The following is a 16,707-nucleotide window of genomic DNA, read 5'->3' as shown; positions in this document are numbered from 1 at the left end:
AGTTACACAAAAGGTGAAGTTTTATTTTGCTTCAAGCCAAGCAGTTAAATCTGCCATCACTGGTGCAAACTTCTCGTTTAGTGGCGCGCCACCTTGTGCCAAGTCAGGTTTACCACCACCTTTACCACCAAGCTCAGTTGCCAAGTGTTTGATGATGTCACCCGCCTTTATAGAAGCAGTAAATTCTTTTGCTACAGATGCGATCAAGCTAACCTTGTCACCCTCTACACCTGCAAGAACGATTACTGCATTTTCTAATTTTGATTTCACACCGTCATGAAGGTTGCGAAGTGCTTTTGCATCCATACCTTGAGCAGTTGTGATTAAAGTTGTGCGACCTGCAAGTGTTTGAACTTGGCTTAAAAGTTCCGCAGCTTGCAAGTTTGCTAATTTTTGATTGAGTTGTTCAATCTGTTTTTGCAATGCAGATGAAGTTTCAACAATTGCTTCAACTTTTTCTACTGTTTGATCTTTCTGAGCTTTCAATACACCATTGATATGTACAATATCTGCTTCAGCTTTTTGTACAACGTCTAAAGCTTTAGTACCTGTTACTGCTTCAATACGACGTACACCCGCAGCTACACCGCCTTCAGAAGTGATTTTAAATAAGCCGATGTCACCAGTACGTTGTACGTGAATACCACCACACAGCTCGATTGAGAAGTTCTTCTCTTCAATGATTGAACCCATTGAAAGTACACGAACTTCATCGCCATATTTTTCACCGAACAACATCATCGCGCCTTTAGCTTTCGCAGATTCGATGTCAAGAAGTTCAGTGCTAACAGCAGTATTCGCAATCACCTCAGCATTGACCAAACGCTCAATTTCTTGAAGTTGTTCAAATGAAACTGGCTGATCATTGGCAAAGTCAAAACGTAAGATGTCTGAGGCAACCAATGAGCCTTTTTGCTGTACATGTGAGCCTAAGATTTGACGTAATGCAGCATGTAAAAGGTGAGTGGCAGAGTGATTGCGCGCAGTCGCAGCACGGATGTCTGCTTTTACAATAGCGTCAACAGTTTGTGATGCTTTCAGACTACCAACAGTTACGATCCCTTGATGGACAAATGCACCACCAGATTTTTTGGTATCTTGAACTTCAAAAATACCCGTGTCATTTTTGAAGATACCTGTATCACCAATCTGACCACCGCTTTCTGCATAGAATGGAGTTTGGTTCAGTACGATGAGCGCTTCATCGCCTTCAACCACTTCATCAACTTGCTCACCATCTTTATACAAAGCAATAATTTGACCTTGTCCAGCAGTTGCATCGTAACCATCAAACTGAGTTTCACCTTCAACTTTTACAACGCTGTTGTAGTCAATCGCAAATTTACCAGCATCACGCGCACGTTGGCGCTGTGCAGCCATTTCAACTTCAAAGCCAGCTTCATCAATCGTTAAATCACGTTCACGTGCGATATCAGCTGTTAAGTCTGTCGGGAAACCATAAGTGTCGTAGAGTTTAAAGACCACTTCACCGGGAATTACAGAACCTTTCAGTTGGGCCAATTCGCCTTCAAGCAATTTCAAACCTTGCTCTAAAGTTTTAGCAAACTGTTCTTCTTCTTTCAGTAATTGTGCTTCAATACGCGCTTTCTGTGCTTCAAGTTCTGGATATGCAGCACCCATCACTTCAATTAAAGGCTGTAACATTTTGTGGAAGAAAGAACCTGTTGCGCCTAGCTTGTTACCATGACGTACTGCACGACGGATAATACGACGTAGTACATAACCACGACCTTCGTTAGAAGGGTTTACGCCGTCTGCAATCAAGAAGCAGCAAGAACGAGCATGGTCTGCAACCACTTTAAGTGAAGCAGGGTACTGAACAGGCGTACCTTTTTCAGTGGCTTTAGCTTCAAGCGTAGCGGTATCTAAACCAATAATTTCTGCTGCAGCTTTGAGTAAGTGTTGGAATAAGTCGATTTCGTAGTTTGAATTTACGTGTTGTAAAACAGCAGAAATACGTTCCAAGCCCATACCTGTATCAACAGAAGGCGCTGGAAGAGGGTGCAGTACACCATCCGCAGTACGGTTAAACTGCATGAATACGTTGTTCCAGATTTCAATGAAACGGTCACCATCTTCTTCAGGTGTGCCTGGTAAGCCACCCCAAATATGATCGCCATGGTCAAAGAAAATTTCAGAACACGGACCGCAAGGACCTGTATCACCCATTGCCCAGAAGTTATCTGAAGCGTATTGGCCACCTTTGTTATCACCAATACGAATAATGCGCGATGCATCTAAACCAATTTCTTTGTTCCAGATGTCAAATGCTTCGTCATCAGTGTGATAAACCGTGGCGTAGAGTTTGTCTTTTGGTAGTGCTAACCATTTATCGCCAGTCAGGAATTCCCACGCAAATTTAATAGCATCACGTTTGAAGTAGTCACCAAAAGAGAAGTTACCTAGCATTTCAAAGAAGGTATGGTGACGTGCGGTATAACCGACATTGTCTAAGTCATTGTGTTTACCGCCAGCACGGACACACTTTTGCGATGAGGTTGCACGTACATAATCACGTTTTTCAAGACCTAAAAAGCAGTCTTTAAACTGGTTCATACCAGCATTAGTAAATAATAATGTTGGGTCGTTGGCGGGTACTAGAGAACTCGACGCGACACGTGTATGCCCTTGCGATTCAAAATAGCTTAAAAAAGCTTCGCGAATTTCAGCGGATGTCATAAAACGAGTACTCACAACCAAGTCACTCCATAAATCTTGAATTTGGCTAAATGTATTGTTTATAGGTGGTTTTAGCACATTCTATAAAATACAGGCTTAATTTTTTAAAACGCCAAATTATAACGGAAAAAGCCCCACGCACAATCACTTTACTATGAATTAATGACAAAACTATGGAATTGTAAGGCATCCTTTAGTCTGTATTTATTTTACGTAAATAAACTTTTTAAAATTTTCTAAATTTAAGTCAATCCAGTAGAAGGTGCTGTTCAGGTTGAATTTGGCTGAAGTTTTTCTATCAGGACCATCATTTTTTTTAATTTTATACTGGATTTGCAAGAAAATATCTTGGCTAAAGTACAAAATCAATTAACATAAGGCAGCTTAAATTAAGGTTTCATACAAAGGAAAAGTCATGCAAAAGGTGGCGATTAATGGATTTGGTCGAATTGGTCGTAATGTTTTGCGGGCATGGTTCGAAAATCCTAAAGATTTCCATTTTGAGATTGTGGCAATTAATGATATTGCCGATGTTGAAACCTTAATGCATTTGTTTAAGTACGACACAACACATGGTCGTTTCAAGGGCAAAGTTGAACTTGAGCATGAAAATGAGCAAATTTATTTGCATATTCATGCAGGGCTTGCCAGCCTAAAAGTTCGAGTTTTGTGTGAGGCCGAACCGGCTCAGTTACCTTGGCAGCAGTTAAATATTGATGTGGTATTGGAATGTACGGGCTTATTCCGTTCACGCGAAGCAGCCACGCGCCATATTCATGCAGGCGCAAAGCGCGTGATTATTGGCGCTGCGCCTTTTGATACAGTCGATGCGGCGATTGTTTATGGCGTGAACCATCATGAAGTGAAAGCTTCAGATCAAATTATTTCCAGTGTGTCTTGTACCACGCAGGCACTGGTGCCTTTAGTCAAAATTATTGATGATGCTTTTGGGATTCAAACTGCGTTAATGACTGAAATTCATGCGGTAACTGCTGATCAATCGGTTTTGGATCACGCACATCGAGATTTACGTCGTGCCCGCGCATCTGGGCAAAATATTATTCCCACGACATCTTCGGCATTAGGAGCGTTAAAGCAAGTGATGCCGAAAATGGAAAACCGCATTGATGGTTATTCCATTCGTGTACCAACCATTAATGTTGCTGCAATTGATTTGACCTTTGTGTCGCAATCTCCAGTTACCGTACACAGACTGAACGAAGTATTGATTGGTGCAGCAGAAAGTGATTATGCTGAAATTATGCAAGTGACCGATGAAGCGTTGGTGTCTAGTGATTTTAATCATTCACCTTATTCACTTATTGTGGACTTAAGTCAGACTATGGTGGTGGGACATCAGGCGAAAGTGTTTGCTTGGTATGATAATGAGTGGGGCTATGCCAACCGCTTACTGGATTTGTGTGAATCTTTTGTATAAGTAATCAAGCACCTTATTTGGTTCTGCAAATAAGGTGCTTTGGTTATTATTCTTCTGCTTCCGTTTCGTTTAAAAAGCCTTCTTGAATTTCTTTAGGCATATCTTGATGCCACCAAGTGTAGATTTCGGCTTTAATGTTGAGATCATCTTCGGGATCATTAAAAGGTTCATCATCTTCACGAATGAGCTCATCACCTTCAAATTTAAGCCAGAATTCCCAAGGGTCATCATCGCCACAACCCCATGCTTGTACATGTAATGCAGGGACTAAGGCTTTTAAGAAAAACAGGATGGCTTCCATAATGTCATCACCCTCCGAACCGTGGACAAAGTGCAGAATACTAAATCCTGCAAGTCGATAGACTGTTTCTGGTGCAAGGTCATACTCGATTTGATCTACTTGATCGATAAGTTCTTGTGCAAGTTCGGCACCATACTCTGCATTGATTGCGCTAGCCAATTGCACAAAAGTCACAGGATTGTCTTGATGTTGTTGGAATAAATGATCAAGTCGATCCATGATGATGTTATCAGGATGGTGATAGTAAAGATTGCTATGTAATTCCATAGTGATGATCTCAATAAACAGTTTTTTCTAAAGTTGAATAATTGTTAGCGAATTGAATATATCGGTTGAGGTGTCTTTCTGAAATAGAAAACATGTATCAAAATATCATTCGCTTGGCTTTGGTTGCTTCTGTTGATATCAATAATAGGCATGATGAGTGAATGATTGAAAAATATCGGGTTTATCTCTTATTTTTTATAAAAATTAAAGTCATCTTGGCATATTATAAAAGAAAGACATAATGACAATGAGAAACATATGATGATGTTAATTTGGGGATTTATCCTGTTATTAGCAGTTGCAGTTATTTTTCTGGTGTGGTTTCAATTTAAACAGCAAGGTGAGAGCACAGGGGATACAGAGTATCAGCAACATCTGGAGCAGAAAGTGGTACACCTTGAAGAAAACTTAAAGAAAACGCTCGAAATTATGCAAGACCTTGCCAAGAAAATGCATGTGCAACAAGAAGCAATTGATAAAACTGTAAAAAGAACGCATCAGTTGGAGTTGCAAAATGCTGAATTGGTTAGTTTGTTAAGCAAGTCAGTCGGGCAAACAGACCGCCCATTCTGAGCGAATTACGCCAAATTTTAAATTAAAATTTGGCGTAATAATGCTGCGCTTAACATACTGATGATGACTGTTGAAAGTAGGGGGAGTCGAGATGCTGCCAATAAAGTAATTGCGATTGCAATTAAGTCGGCTGGATTATCTTTGACAAAATAAGGCGCAATGACGGAAATCAGGACACAGCCTGGTATAACTTCTAAAATCTTTTTGTGTTTAGCCGACAAGGTTTTATTTTTTAATAAAACATAGCCCAATAAACGGGTTAAATAAGTGGTTAAGGCGACTAGGAGAATCGCAATCATAGTGCTGGCATGAATCATTCGTCTTCTCCTATCAAGAAAAAGGCAGATGCAATACCACTGATTGCACCTAAAGGCACGTGCCAACCTGCGGGCAAATATAAATAAGAAATTGCAGCAACCACTAAACTAACTAACCAGGGTCGTGTGGCAGAAAATCCAGTCCACATTCCACGTAGTAGCACCAAAATGATGGCTGGGAATGCCATATCAAAACCATACGGATGAATATCTCCCAAGACTGGACCAAGTACAGCGCCTAAGGTCGTGACGGATACCCACATCACATATAGCGCTAAACACACCCCTGCATAGTAAGGCATATTAAAAGCATGCCTTAGCCCAACCTGATGAATCCTTTTTTGTGCATTGGATAATCCCAAGGCCCAGCTTTCATCACAAAGGAAAAAGAGAGCAGGATAAACTTGACGGTCAGGCAAATGTTTTAAATAAGGAACGAGGCTTGCCCCCATAAGCAAATGACGACTGTTGATTAAAAAGGTAATGAACATCAGCAGTAGGAATTGTGGGGGATTAGTCCACATTTCTAGAATGGCAAACTCAGAGCCACCCGCAAAATTTAAACCTGTTAAGAGTGATACTTCTACAATAGAAAAACCCTTTTGAGAGGCTTGGGTTCCAAGTACTAATGCCAAAGGAACAAAACCAAGCAGCATCGGTAGTGTTGTTTTAATGCCACGAAAAAATTCAGCTTGCTCCTGACTGTTCAAGCTCAACGAATAAGATGAGCTGCTTTTTAAAGTGGACATGGAAGAAACCTCACAAAGTAGCTAGCCATTTTAAAAATATTGTTGTGATATTTGACACTAAATTAAGCAGTATTTATGAAGAATTGAGCATAAAATTGCTCTAAAATTAAAATAAAGAGTGTTTAATGCCAAGAGCGTGAATATGGATAAAATTGACAGAAGAATCTTACAAACGTTGCAGCAAGATGGAAAGTTGGCGAACAATGAGCTTGCACAGCGAGTGGGGCTTTCAGCTTCACCCTGTTTGCGCAGGGTCAAACAACTTGAAGATGCTGGCATTATTGAAAGGTATGTGGCCTTGGTCAATCCACAAAAAGTCAATTTGGGGTTGACCGTATTTGCTCGAATTTGGCTGAAAGGGCAAGATGCGAAAACGGTCAATCACTTTATTGATTCAGTCCGAGAAATTCCTGAAATCGTGGAATGCCAACTGATGGCGGGTGATTGTGACTTCTTTTTAAGAATTGTGGTGTCTGATTTAGATGCCTATCGAAAATTCCAAATTCAGCATTTAAATAAAATTACCGGGATTCAGAATGTAAAAACTGAAATTCCACTCCAGAGTGTTAAACAGACGACTGAACTGCCGTTGTAGAAGCAATGGTACTGATCAAGGCTTAATTTGTTGATAATAAACGTTAGCTTAGTGCATTATTCAGTCAGGATGAGATTGTGCAGAGTAATGCTATTAAATGTAAAAATCTCAGTGCATGGTGTGAACTATCGTGCTAAACTAGGAGAAATCGGGTGTGCTCCCGATTTTTTTATGCGGATTACTTCCGCGCTGACAAGAATTTAGGTTTACAACATGCCCATTTCAGAGACATGGTTATTACCTGATGGTGTAGCTGATGTATTACCAGAGCAAGCGCAAGTAATTGAAAACTTGCGCCGTGACGCCTTGGATTTCCTTGCTTCTCGAGGTTATCAGTTGGTGTACACGCCGTTTATTGAATACATAGAATCTCTTTCTTCTTTATCCGAATCAAATCACGATTTAGACCTTGCGACTTTTAAAGTAATCGACCAGTTATCAGGACGTTTACTTGGGGTGCGTGCGGATATGACACCACAGGTGGCGCGTATCGATGCACACGTTCATCCCGTAGAAGGTGTGGCTCGTTATTGCTATGCAGGCACTGTTTTGCATACCAAGCCGCAAGGCTTTAATACCACACGTGCACCGTTGCAATTAGGTGCAGAGTTGTTTGGGTCAGACAGCATTGATGCTGATGTTGAAATGGTCGACGTCATGCTGGGTCTGATTAACAAAGCAGGCTTGGTAGATGGTATCCATCTGGATTTAGGGCATGTGGGTTTATTCCGTAGCTTAGTTAAGCGTGCGGGTTTAAACAAAAACACTGAGCATGAACTGTCTGACCTTTATCAACGTAAAGCACTGCCTGAGTTGGCGGAATTTACCCAAGATTTAAACTTCGGTGCAGACTTTTATGCATTAGGTCGCTATGCAAGTGATCTTGATGCATTACAAACGCATCTTAGTGCAGAAATTTTAGCAGACACAGCATTCAAACATGCTTTGGATGAATTAAAAACCACACAGTCAGCAATTCAGGTGCGTTGGCCAAACCTATTGATTGGCGTTGATGTTGTAGAGTTGCGTTCATACCACTACCACACAGGTTTAATGTATGCCGTGTATGCACCAAACCGAGCTGCCTCTTTGGCACAGGGTGGTCGTTATGACGGTATCGGTGAACATTTTGGTCGTGCGCGTCCTGCAACAGGTTTTAGTTGTGACTTATATGCACTCAGTGCAGGGCAGTTTAACGCAATCTCTGTAGTTGTCGCACCTAAAGGCATGAACGCTGATTTACAACAAGCGATTGCGTCTGTGAGAGCACAAGGCTTAAGTGTAATTCAGTTATTGGGTAATGATGATTTAAACTCTATTCCAAATGCAACACATCAACTGGTTGATGTTGCTGGTGAGTGGCAAGTTAAACCAATTTAACCACTGCGAGTAGTGTTCATGTCACTACTTGGAGTTTTAATTTTAACAGCATGATGTAATGAGGCTATTATGGGCAAAAATGTTGTGGTACTTGGTACCCAATGGGGCGACGAAGGTAAAGGTAAAATCGTCGACCTGCTCACAGATCAAGCGGCTGCGGTAGTTCGTTATCAAGGCGGACATAACGCAGGTCATACTCTCGTGGTTGGTGGTAAGAAAACTGTATTACACCTCATTCCATCAGGTATTTTACGTGAAAACGTATTGTGCTTAATTGGTAATGGTGTTGTGCTTTCACCAGAAGCTTTAATCAAAGAGATGACCATTCTTGAAGAGCAAGGCGTACCTGTTAAAGAGCGTTTGCGTATTTCTCCAAACTGTCCATTAATTCTTCCGAACCATATTGCACTTGACCAAGCACGTGAGAAAAAGCGTGGCAATGCAAAAATTGGTACAACGGGTCGTGGTATTGGTCCAGCGTATGAAGACAAAGTTGCGCGTCGTGCAGTACGTGTTGCTGACTTGGTACGTGGCGGTGAGGCATTAAAAGCACAATTGGCTGAAGTATTGGATTACCATAACTTCCAATTAACTCAATACTACGGTGTTGAAGCAGTTAAGTTGGAAGATGTAATTGCACTTTGCGATCAATGGCGTGAAGTTGTTGCTCCGTTAGTGGTTGATGTAACTACAGAATTACACAACTACCGTAAAAACGGTGACAACATTATGTTTGAAGGCGCTCAAGGTTCACTACTTGACGTTGATCATGGTACTTATCCATTTGTGACTTCTTCAAACACGACAGCTGGTGGCGTAAGCTCTGGTTCAGGTTTGGGTCCATTGCATTTAGACTATGTATTGGGTATCACTAAAGCGTACACAACACGTGTAGGTGCTGGTCCATTCCCAACTGAATTGCACTACGATGCTGCGGCAGATACAGGTGATGCAATTGGTCGTCACTTAGGTACTGTGGGCCATGAGTTTGGTGCTTCTACAGGTCGTCAACGCCGTTGTGGTTGGTTCGATGCGGAAATTCTTCGTCGTTCTGTAGATGTAAACTCACTTTCTGGTATTTGCTTAACTAAACTTGATGTATTAGACGGTTTGGAAGAAGTGAAAATCTGTGTGGGTTATGAAAATACAGATTCAGGTTGTGTAGGTTCTTCTGATGCGCTTGCGTATGAAAACCTAAAACCAATCTACGAAACGATGCCAGGTTGGACTGAATCAACAGTTGGTGCGACCACTGTAGAGCAGCTTCCACAAAATGCAATTAACTACATCAAGCGTATTGAGCAGTTAATTGAATGCCCAATTGACATTATTTCAACGGGTCCAGATCGTGCAGAAACTATCGTATTGCGTCATCCATTTGATGCTTAATCGATCATAGTTTATGCTAAAAAGCCTCGCAGATGCGGGGCTTTTTCTTGTGCGTCTAAATTGCAAAATTTTATGGTTTTGAAATCCAGACTAAAGTTGCATTTGCTTGTACACTTTTTCAAAATAGCCTTGATACAATAACTTAACAGTAAGTCTGGATTTAGGCAGGATGCACAAAAATATTTCAAATACCATTTTATATTCTTTAATTTTTGCTATGGGCGGCGCGCCCACCATAGCCATGATGATTATTGAAGGGCAAACCACTGATCCAAATGTGATTTATAATGCTTTAATTGGATTGTCGGTGATTATTGCTTGTGTTTTGGTACCCCTTATTCTGATTCAAAATGCCTATTTATGGTTTAAACGTCATAATGAGAAATTAGCAGAAAAAATCAAACCTGTAGGGCAGGTTTATCTGGTGTTGAATGTGGTGTGTTTAATTTATTGGTTAAGTTACCAGTTTATGTATTAAGTTAATTACATAAATACTATGTTTATGAAGTTGTTATTCATTCAAAGCTCCACACTGATTGCTTATAATGCGCATATATTAAAGTGATCCAAGAATGGTGGAGATTAAAAGAATGAAGAACAAACTGATGTTGAGTTTGTGTGTGGCAGGAGCTGTCACACTTTCTGGTTGCACAACAGTTGCTGACATGGCGGGTGCAGATACAGCATCTTTAAATGTTGCTGCAACCCAGGGCTTTAACAAAACTGTTCAGGAAGCTCGCGGTAACAATACGCTAGATAGCTCTTCTTCGACGTATAAACGAATTTATGCGGTATTCACGCGGTTGAAACCTTATGCTGATCAAATGAACCAAACAGGGACTAAATTTGATTGGCAATTGGCAGTATTAAAATCTGACCAAGTTAATGCCTATGTTGCCCCTGGTGGAAAGGTGGTGTTCTACACAGGTATTGTGAATAAACTTAACCTGACTGATGCTGAAATTGCCGCAGTGATGGGGCATGAGATGATTCATGCCTTGGAAGAGCATGCGAAAAACAAAATTGGTGCTCAAGCATTAACTGATTTGGCACTGAATATTGGTTTGGGTTATGCGGGTGACAATGTTGGTCAATTGGGTGCTGCGGCAGCACAGTTAGGGACACAAGTAGGCGTGGGCTTGCCTTACTCACGTAGCCTAGAAAGTCGTGCTGACCAAGGTGGACTGATGCTCATGGCGAAAGCAGGCTATAACCCACAAGCAGCAATTACACTTTGGGAAAAAATGAATAAGCTTGATGGCGCGGGAGGTTCGGCTTTCTTGTCGACTCACCCTTCAAACAGCCAGCGTATTGAAGCAATGCGTAAAAACTTACCTGTAGCACAAGCAGTATATAACAAACGTTAATCGTTTAATTCATATAAAAAAAGGATGCTTCGGCATCCTTTTTTGATTCTGGGGTCATTGTTTTAAAATGCGATGATCATTTGTGGCCGATCAGTCCGAATTATAAGATTGGAACTTAGCTATACCATAAAGAAGCAGATTAAAGGTTCATTATCCCAAGCAAATTAAGTCATGTTTTTGCTACTTAGGGTGCTGGATTGGGTTGTTGGCGATGAATGGCTTCGATACCTTGAATCACTTCAGGAGATAGATCGAGGTCAAAGGCAGCGATATTTTCTTTGAGTTGATCGAGATTGGTTGCTCCAATGATTGTACTGGTCACGAAAAACTGTTGCTTAATATAAGCAAGCGCTATTTGTGTTAGGCTCAAACCATGTTGTTCTGCAAGAAGTGCATATTGTTCTGTTGCCCATTCACTTTCTGGATTGCTATAACGGCTAAAGCGTGAAAATAAGGTAATACGAGCATTGGCTGGGCGGGCACCATGACGGAATTTCCCAGTCAGATAACCAAAAGCGAGTGGGGAATAAGCGAGCAATCCGACACCTTCATATTTTGCAATTTCAGCCATCCCAATTTCATAACTACGATTCAGTAAATTATATGGGTTTTGCACACTGACGATTTTTTCAAGTCCTAGCTGCTCGGCAAGATGCAAAAATTTCATGGTTCCCCATGGGGTTTCATTGGATAGTCCAATGTGGCGAATACGCCCTTTTTTAACTTCATCCGCTAGTGCGAGTAATGTATCGGCAAGTGCAGTGATGGGCTTTTCGTCTAAGGCTTCAGCATTGCCATAACCTAACTTTCCAAAGAAATTGGTATTGCGCTGTGGCCAGTGGAGTTGATAAAGATCAATATAGTCTGTTTGTAGACGTTTGAGAGAATTATCTAAAGCGGAGGCAATTTCACTCGCGCTAAAACGGGTTTGTCCATCACGAATATGACTTCCTCCTTGTGAGGGACCTGCAATTTTAGAGGCAATCAATAATTGGTCACGAGCACCATGTTGTGCAATCCAATTCCCAATAATGGTTTCCGTGCGACCTTGCGTTTCAGGTTTTGGCGGGACAGGATACATTTCTGCTGTATCCCAGAAGTTTAGTCCATGCTCTAAAGCATAATTCAGCTGTAGAAAGGCTTCTTGCTGTGTGTTTTGTTCACCAAAAGTCATGGTGCCCAAGCAAATTTCTGGAACAAGAATACCGCTATCGCCTAAAGGTTTGAATTGCATAAAGACTATCCTGAATAAGAGCTGAACAATTTCTTCAGGCTATCGTAAACATGAGAGTTTGTTAATGAATAGTTGTATATTGTTTTGTGAAAAAAATGAATTAGTTAGCATAAAAAAAGCAAATCATTTGATTTGCTTTTTTTAGACAATCGGAAGATTTACTCTTCATCATCTTCGTAGTCATCATCAGTATTTGACTGTTCTAAAGATACATCAAAAATAAGAATGGCTTTACCGTCAGTTTGAATCATGCCCTGATCTTCGAGGGTTTTGAGTACACGACCAACCATTTCGCGTGAGCAACCGACAATACGACCAATTTCTTGACGTGTAATACGGATTTGGCGACCATTTGGTAAAATCATGGCTTCAGGTTGTCCTGATAAGTCAATCAGGCAGCGTGCAATACGACCAGAAACATCAATGAATGCAAGGTCAGTTACTTTGCGTGTTGTGTTTTTTAAACGACGCACCAATTGAGCAAATACCGCATAGCTCAAGTCTGGGTATTGTTTACTTAACTCGTGGAAGTTTTCATAGGTAATTTCAGCAATTTCACAAACATCACGTGTACGCACTTCAGCAGTACGCTGTGGATTTGATTCGAAGAGCCCCATTTCCCCAAAGAAGTCTCCTGGATTCAAATATGCGACTACAATTTCACGCTCATCATCTTCACGTAAAATAATAGATACTGACCCTTTTAAAATCAAATAAAGTGATTTTGACTCCATCCCCGCATCAACAATAGTTGTACGCTTAGGATAACGGTTTATATATGCTCGTTTTAATAATGCTTTGACTGATTCAGGTAATTGACCTGGCGATAGGGCATCAGTGCTTAGCTGTGAAAAATTTGAAGTCATGCTTTTGGTTTCCGAAAATGGATAAATAATAGATCGCACAAGACCTAAAATGAACTTGTCACACTGAAGAGGTGAAATTCCTTATCAACTCAAATTATGTTAGTGTACAGGTATACGGTAAATTTATAGCTTTTTTTAGGTAGTTGCAATGCAAACAAGTGTACATTGGCTAGAGAATGTTGCTTTTGAAGCGAAATCAGAAAGTGGTCATAGCGTGGTGATGGATGGATCCCCAGAGTATGGTGGTGAAAACCGTGGACCACGTCCCATGGAGCTTATATTAATGGGACTTGGTGGGTGTGCTTCCTTCGATATTGTGACCATTTTGAAAAAATCTCGTCAAGATGTGACAAATGTTGTATGTCAGCTTAAGGCAGAACGTGCCGATAGCATTCCAGCAGTGTTTACCAAAATCCACCTTCATTTCGTTGTAACAGGTAAAGCAGTGAAGGAAAAACAGGTTGCGAAGGCGGTAGAACTCTCTGCAGAAAAGTACTGTTCAGCGAGTAAAATGCTCTCGGATGGTGGTGTTGAAATTACCCACGATTTTGAAATTATAGAAGCTGTATAAGCGTGAAAAAGCTGATGATTCATCAGCTTTTTTTTGATTTAAAATATGCTAGCTTGCATCCGAATATGCAACAAAACACTTTTAGAATTTGGTTTTAATTGAATAAATTTTTTAGATAGAGAAAAATTACATCAATACTCTTGAAAATAAAAATAATCAGACCAATATTATAACTAACGTCTATGATATTTTTTAATTTAAGATATTGAAAAATATATAAAAATTTATTTGAAATCTAAAAATAAGTTCCCATATATCTTACAAGTTAAAAATTTGTTGTGAGGAATAACAAGAATGCGTTTTGAAAAATTTACAAACCGCCTACAGCAAGCCCTTTCTGATGCTCAATCCTTGGCAATGGGGAAAGATCATACCTCGATTGACGGGATTCATGTGTTGTCGACCTTATTGGAAGAAGCTTCGAATGCCAGTCTTTTGCAACAGGCAGGTGCAAATTTACGTGAATTGCAAAGCAAATTGCAGCAAGCACTGAAAGATGCACCTACGCTAGCAAACCCGACAGGTGAGATCAACCTTAGCCCAGAAGCAGTTAAAGCACTGAATTTGGCAGATAGTTATGCTCAAAAAGCAGGAGATGAGTTTCTTTCTACGGATTGGGTATTGCTTAGTCTTACTGAAATAGGTGCAACCAAGTCTTTATTAAATAGTGTAGGTGTAACCACTGATAGCTTACGTAAAGTGGTTAATAAAATTCGAGGGGATGAAAAGGTCATGAGTAATAATCATGAAGATCAACGTGATTCACTGAATAAATACACCATAGACCTGACTGAGCGTGCCTTAGCAGGCAAACTTGACCCTGTTATTGGGCGTGATGATGAAATTCGACGCACGATTCAGGTGTTGTCTCGTCGTACTAAAAACAACCCTGTATTGATTGGTGAGCCGGGGGTAGGTAAAACAGCAATTGTCGAAGGTTTAGCACAGCGTATAGTCAATGGTGAGGTGCCCGAAAGCTTGAAAGGTAAGCGTGTCTTATCATTAGATTTAGGCTCGTTACTTGCGGGTGCAAAATATCGTGGTGAATTTGAGGAGCGTTTAAAAGCCGTTCTTAAAGATTTAGCCAAACACGAAGGTGACATTATCCTATTTATTGACGAACTGCATACCCTTGTAGGGGCAGGGAAAGGTGATGGGGCAATGGATGCAGGGAATATGTTGAAACCTGCTTTGGCGCGTGGTGAATTACGCTGTGTTGGTGCGACTACATTAGATGAATATCGCCAGTACATTGAAAAAGATGCTGCGCTAGAACGTCGTTTCCAAAAAGTATTGGTAGATGAGCCAAGTGTGGAAGATACCATTGCAATTTTACGTGGTTTAAAAGAGAAATATGCAACGCATCACGGTGTGCAGATTTTGGACTCTGCCATTATTGCTGCTGCAAAAATGTCGCATCGTTATATAACAGACCGTCAATTGCCAGATAAAGCGATTGACCTGATTGATGAGGCGGCATCTCGCATTAAAATGGAGTTGGACTCTAAGCCTGAAGCGTTGGATAAACTTGACCGTCGTCTCATTCAGTTAAAGATGCAGCTTGAAGCTGTGAAGAAAGATGAAGATGCAGGTGCGAAAGGCGAGATCAAACATCTTGAAGAGCAGATTGCAACGGTAGAGAAAGAATATAACGACCTTGAAGAAATCTGGCGTGCTGATAAAGCTTTGGTGGAAGGTAACAAAGATATTCAAATCAAGTTAGATCAAGCGCGTATTGCTTTAGAAAAGGCGCAGCGTGAAGGTGATTTGGCTGAGGCTGGACGTTTGCAGTATGGTGTGATTCCCGAGTTACAGAAGCAATTAGAGCGTATTGAGGTTGCTGAAGAAAACGAAGCACCAAAACTGCTACGTAACAAAGTTACGGACAATGAAATTGCTGAAGTGGTGAGTGCAGCAACAGGTATTCCAGTCGCTAAAATGCTACAGGGCGAACGTGAAAAACTGCTACAAATGGAAGAGTTTTTACATAACCGTGTAGTTGGGCAAAATGAAGCCGTCGTAGCGGTGTCGAATGCAGTACGTCGTTCGCGAGCAGGTTTGTCTGATCCAAATCGTCCAAGTGGTTCTTTCTTGTTCCTTGGGCCAACAGGTGTCGGTAAAACTGAACTTACCAAAGCATTGGCAAACTTCTTATTTGATAATGATGATGCCATGATTCGTATTGATATGAGTGAGTTCATGGAGAAACACTCGGTCAGCCGTTTAGTTGGTGCTCCTCCGGGTTATGTTGGCTATGAAGAAGGTGGTGTATTGACTGAAGCTGTACGCCGTAAACCGTATAGCGTGGTGCTGTTCGATGAAGTTGAGAAAGCGCATCCGGATGTATTCAATATATTGCTACAGGTATTGGATGATGGTCGTCTTACGGATTCACAAGGTCGCGTGGTCGACTTTAAGAATACGGTGATTGTGATGACCTCTAACCTTGGTTCACAAGATGTACGTGAATTGGGTGAGGGAGCAGCGGATGATGAAGTGCGTGCAGTGGTGATGAGTGCGGTATCTCAACACTTCCGTCCAGAGTTCATTAACCGTATTGATGAAGTCGTGATTTTCCATTCATTGAAGAAAACACAGATTCGCGGTATTGCGGATATTCAATTAGATCGTTTGCGTAGTCGTTTAGCTGAACGTGACTTGAGTTTAACTGTGGAAGACACAGCATTCGACCTATTGATCGATGCAGGTTTTGATCCAATATATGGTGCACGCCCATTGAAACGCGCCATTCAGCAACAGATTGAAAATCCATTGGCTCAGAAAATTCTGGCTGGAGAGTTTCAAGCTGGAGATACTATTTTAGTTAAATCAGATCATGGTCATTTGCTGTTTGATAAATTGAAATTAAGTTAATTTTAAGTATAAAAGAACCAGCTTCGGCTGGTTTTTTTATGTCACAAGGTTTGTTTTAATTTGATATTTTGAGTCAGGAACTGACA

Annotated in this window: 15 protein-coding genes; 9 read left to right on the top strand and 6 right to left on the bottom strand. The window is 40.9% G+C overall.

Annotated elements, in window-relative coordinates:
* Positions 1 to 21: 21 nt before the first annotated feature.
* On the bottom strand, positions 22 to 2,715 hold the full coding sequence (gene alaS, locus E0H94_RS03570) for an alanine--tRNA ligase (protein ID WP_171462035.1): 2,694 nt from the start codon (positions 2,713 to 2,715) through the stop codon (positions 22 to 24).
* A gap of 400 nt (positions 2,716 to 3,115) precedes the next feature.
* Between alaS and E0H94_RS03565 the strand changes: the two genes are divergently transcribed.
* Positions 3,116 to 4,138, top strand: coding sequence for a type I glyceraldehyde-3-phosphate dehydrogenase (locus E0H94_RS03565; RefSeq protein WP_131325163.1), 1,023 nt, complete (start codon positions 3,116 to 3,118; stop codon positions 4,136 to 4,138).
* A 46-nt stretch (positions 4,139 to 4,184) separates the two neighbouring features.
* Here E0H94_RS03565 and E0H94_RS03560 read toward each other — a convergent pair whose 3' ends face one another.
* Entirely contained in the window at positions 4,185 to 4,706 is a 522-nt protein-coding gene (locus E0H94_RS03560; protein ID WP_131325162.1) for a hypothetical protein, read from the bottom strand.
* Positions 4,707 to 4,967: 261 nt separating this feature from the next.
* On the opposite strand from E0H94_RS03560, the gene E0H94_RS03555 reads away from it, so the two are divergent.
* Positions 4,968 to 5,279 carry a hypothetical protein gene (locus E0H94_RS03555; protein WP_044738604.1) on the top strand — a complete coding sequence of 104 codons (312 nt, stop codon included), beginning with the start codon at positions 4,968 to 4,970 and terminating at the stop codon, positions 5,277 to 5,279.
* Positions 5,280 to 5,296: 17 nt separating this feature from the next.
* Here E0H94_RS03555 and E0H94_RS03550 read toward each other — a convergent pair whose 3' ends face one another.
* Both E0H94_RS03550 and E0H94_RS03545 read right to left on the bottom strand, forming a co-directional pair.
* Positions 5,297 to 5,596, bottom strand: coding sequence for an AzlD family protein (locus E0H94_RS03550; protein WP_131325161.1), 300 nt, complete (start codon positions 5,594 to 5,596; stop codon positions 5,297 to 5,299).
* Positions 5,593 to 6,345 (bottom strand): AzlC family ABC transporter permease, encoded by a 753-nt coding sequence (locus E0H94_RS03545; protein ID WP_131325160.1) that lies wholly within the window; start codon positions 6,343 to 6,345, stop codon positions 5,593 to 5,595. Before E0H94_RS03545 ends, E0H94_RS03550 begins: the two co-directional genes overlap by 4 nt.
* A gap of 142 nt (positions 6,346 to 6,487) precedes the next feature.
* Here E0H94_RS03545 and E0H94_RS03540 point away from each other — a divergent pair, with 142 nt between their 5' ends.
* The 5 genes from E0H94_RS03540 to E0H94_RS03520 all read left to right on the top strand — a co-directional run bounded on the left by E0H94_RS03540 (position 6,488) and on the right by E0H94_RS03520 (position 11,076).
* A complete protein-coding gene (locus tag E0H94_RS03540) occupies positions 6,488 to 6,940 on the top strand; it encodes an Lrp/AsnC family transcriptional regulator (protein ID WP_131325159.1) in 453 nt (150 codons plus the stop codon).
* A gap of 213 nt (positions 6,941 to 7,153) precedes the next feature.
* Positions 7,154 to 8,320 (top strand): ATP phosphoribosyltransferase regulatory subunit, encoded by a 1,167-nt coding sequence (locus E0H94_RS03535; RefSeq protein ID WP_131325158.1) that lies wholly within the window; start codon positions 7,154 to 7,156, stop codon positions 8,318 to 8,320.
* Positions 8,321 to 8,389: 69 nt separating this feature from the next.
* Complete coding sequence (locus tag E0H94_RS03530; RefSeq protein WP_131263104.1) at positions 8,390 to 9,709, top strand: adenylosuccinate synthase; 1,320 nt, start codon at positions 8,390 to 8,392, stop codon at positions 9,707 to 9,709.
* A 169-nt stretch (positions 9,710 to 9,878) separates the two neighbouring features.
* Positions 9,879 to 10,187: a hypothetical protein gene (locus E0H94_RS03525; RefSeq protein ID WP_131325157.1), complete on the top strand. Its 309-nt coding sequence runs from the start codon at positions 9,879 to 9,881 to the stop codon at positions 10,185 to 10,187.
* Positions 10,188 to 10,299: 112 nt separating this feature from the next.
* On the top strand, positions 10,300 to 11,076 hold the full coding sequence (locus E0H94_RS03520) for a M48 family metallopeptidase (protein ID WP_131325156.1): 777 nt from the start codon (positions 10,300 to 10,302) through the stop codon (positions 11,074 to 11,076).
* A gap of 184 nt (positions 11,077 to 11,260) precedes the next feature.
* On the opposite strand, the gene E0H94_RS03515 is transcribed toward E0H94_RS03520, so the two are convergent.
* Together E0H94_RS03515 and crp are read right to left on the bottom strand one after the other, a co-directional pair.
* Positions 11,261 to 12,310 (bottom strand): NADP(H)-dependent aldo-keto reductase, encoded by a 1,050-nt coding sequence (locus E0H94_RS03515; RefSeq protein ID WP_131325155.1) that lies wholly within the window; start codon positions 12,308 to 12,310, stop codon positions 11,261 to 11,263.
* 158 nt (positions 12,311 to 12,468) lie between these two features.
* Positions 12,469 to 13,176: a cAMP-activated global transcriptional regulator CRP gene (crp, locus tag E0H94_RS03510; protein WP_116763219.1), complete on the bottom strand. Its 708-nt coding sequence runs from the start codon at positions 13,174 to 13,176 to the stop codon at positions 12,469 to 12,471.
* Positions 13,177 to 13,324: 148 nt separating this feature from the next.
* Here crp and E0H94_RS03505 point away from each other — a divergent pair, with 148 nt between their 5' ends.
* Positions 13,325 to 13,747: an OsmC family protein gene (locus tag E0H94_RS03505; protein ID WP_116763217.1), complete on the top strand. Its 423-nt coding sequence runs from the start codon at positions 13,325 to 13,327 to the stop codon at positions 13,745 to 13,747.
* 294 nt (positions 13,748 to 14,041) lie between these two features.
* Complete coding sequence (gene clpB, locus E0H94_RS03500) at positions 14,042 to 16,621, top strand: ATP-dependent chaperone ClpB (RefSeq protein ID WP_131325154.1); 2,580 nt, start codon at positions 14,042 to 14,044, stop codon at positions 16,619 to 16,621.
* The last annotated feature ends 86 nt before the right edge of the window (positions 16,622 to 16,707 follow it).

This window comes from Acinetobacter sp. ANC 4173, from assembly GCF_004331255.1.
GTDB lineage: Bacteria > Pseudomonadota > Gammaproteobacteria > Pseudomonadales > Moraxellaceae > Acinetobacter.
This window is presented reverse-complemented; position numbering and strand designations above follow the sequence as displayed.

What these genes read in the sequence shown, in the direction of transcription:
- E0H94_RS03535 (WP_131325158.1), top strand. Translation starts at nt 7,154, where the DNA reads ATGCCCATTTCAGAGACATGGTTATTACCTGATGGTGTAGCTGATGTA.
- E0H94_RS03505 (WP_116763217.1), top strand. Translation starts at nt 13,325, where the DNA reads ATGCAAACAAGTGTACATTGGCTAGAGAATGTTGCTTTTGAAGCGAAA.
- E0H94_RS03545 (WP_131325160.1), bottom strand. Translation starts at nt 6,345, where the DNA reads ATGTCCACTTTAAAAAGCAGCTCATCTTATTCGTTGAGCTTGAACAGT.
- E0H94_RS03520 (WP_131325156.1), top strand. Translation starts at nt 10,300, where the DNA reads ATGAAGAACAAACTGATGTTGAGTTTGTGTGTGGCAGGAGCTGTCACA.
- E0H94_RS03515 (WP_131325155.1), bottom strand. Translation starts at nt 12,310, where the DNA reads ATGCAATTCAAACCTTTAGGCGATAGCGGTATTCTTGTTCCAGAAATT.
- E0H94_RS03525 (WP_131325157.1), top strand. Translation starts at nt 9,879, where the DNA reads ATGCACAAAAATATTTCAAATACCATTTTATATTCTTTAATTTTTGCT.
- E0H94_RS03560 (WP_131325162.1), bottom strand. Translation starts at nt 4,706, where the DNA reads ATGGAATTACATAGCAATCTTTACTATCACCATCCTGATAACATCATC.
- clpB (WP_131325154.1), top strand. Translation starts at nt 14,042, where the DNA reads ATGCGTTTTGAAAAATTTACAAACCGCCTACAGCAAGCCCTTTCTGAT.
- E0H94_RS03530 (WP_131263104.1), top strand. Translation starts at nt 8,390, where the DNA reads ATGGGCAAAAATGTTGTGGTACTTGGTACCCAATGGGGCGACGAAGGT.
- E0H94_RS03565 (WP_131325163.1), top strand. Translation starts at nt 3,116, where the DNA reads ATGCAAAAGGTGGCGATTAATGGATTTGGTCGAATTGGTCGTAATGTT.
- crp (WP_116763219.1), bottom strand. Translation starts at nt 13,176, where the DNA reads ATGACTTCAAATTTTTCACAGCTAAGCACTGATGCCCTATCGCCAGGT.
- E0H94_RS03550 (WP_131325161.1), bottom strand. Translation starts at nt 5,596, where the DNA reads ATGATTCATGCCAGCACTATGATTGCGATTCTCCTAGTCGCCTTAACC.
- E0H94_RS03555 (WP_044738604.1), top strand. Translation starts at nt 4,968, where the DNA reads ATGATGTTAATTTGGGGATTTATCCTGTTATTAGCAGTTGCAGTTATT.
- E0H94_RS03540 (WP_131325159.1), top strand. Translation starts at nt 6,488, where the DNA reads ATGGATAAAATTGACAGAAGAATCTTACAAACGTTGCAGCAAGATGGA.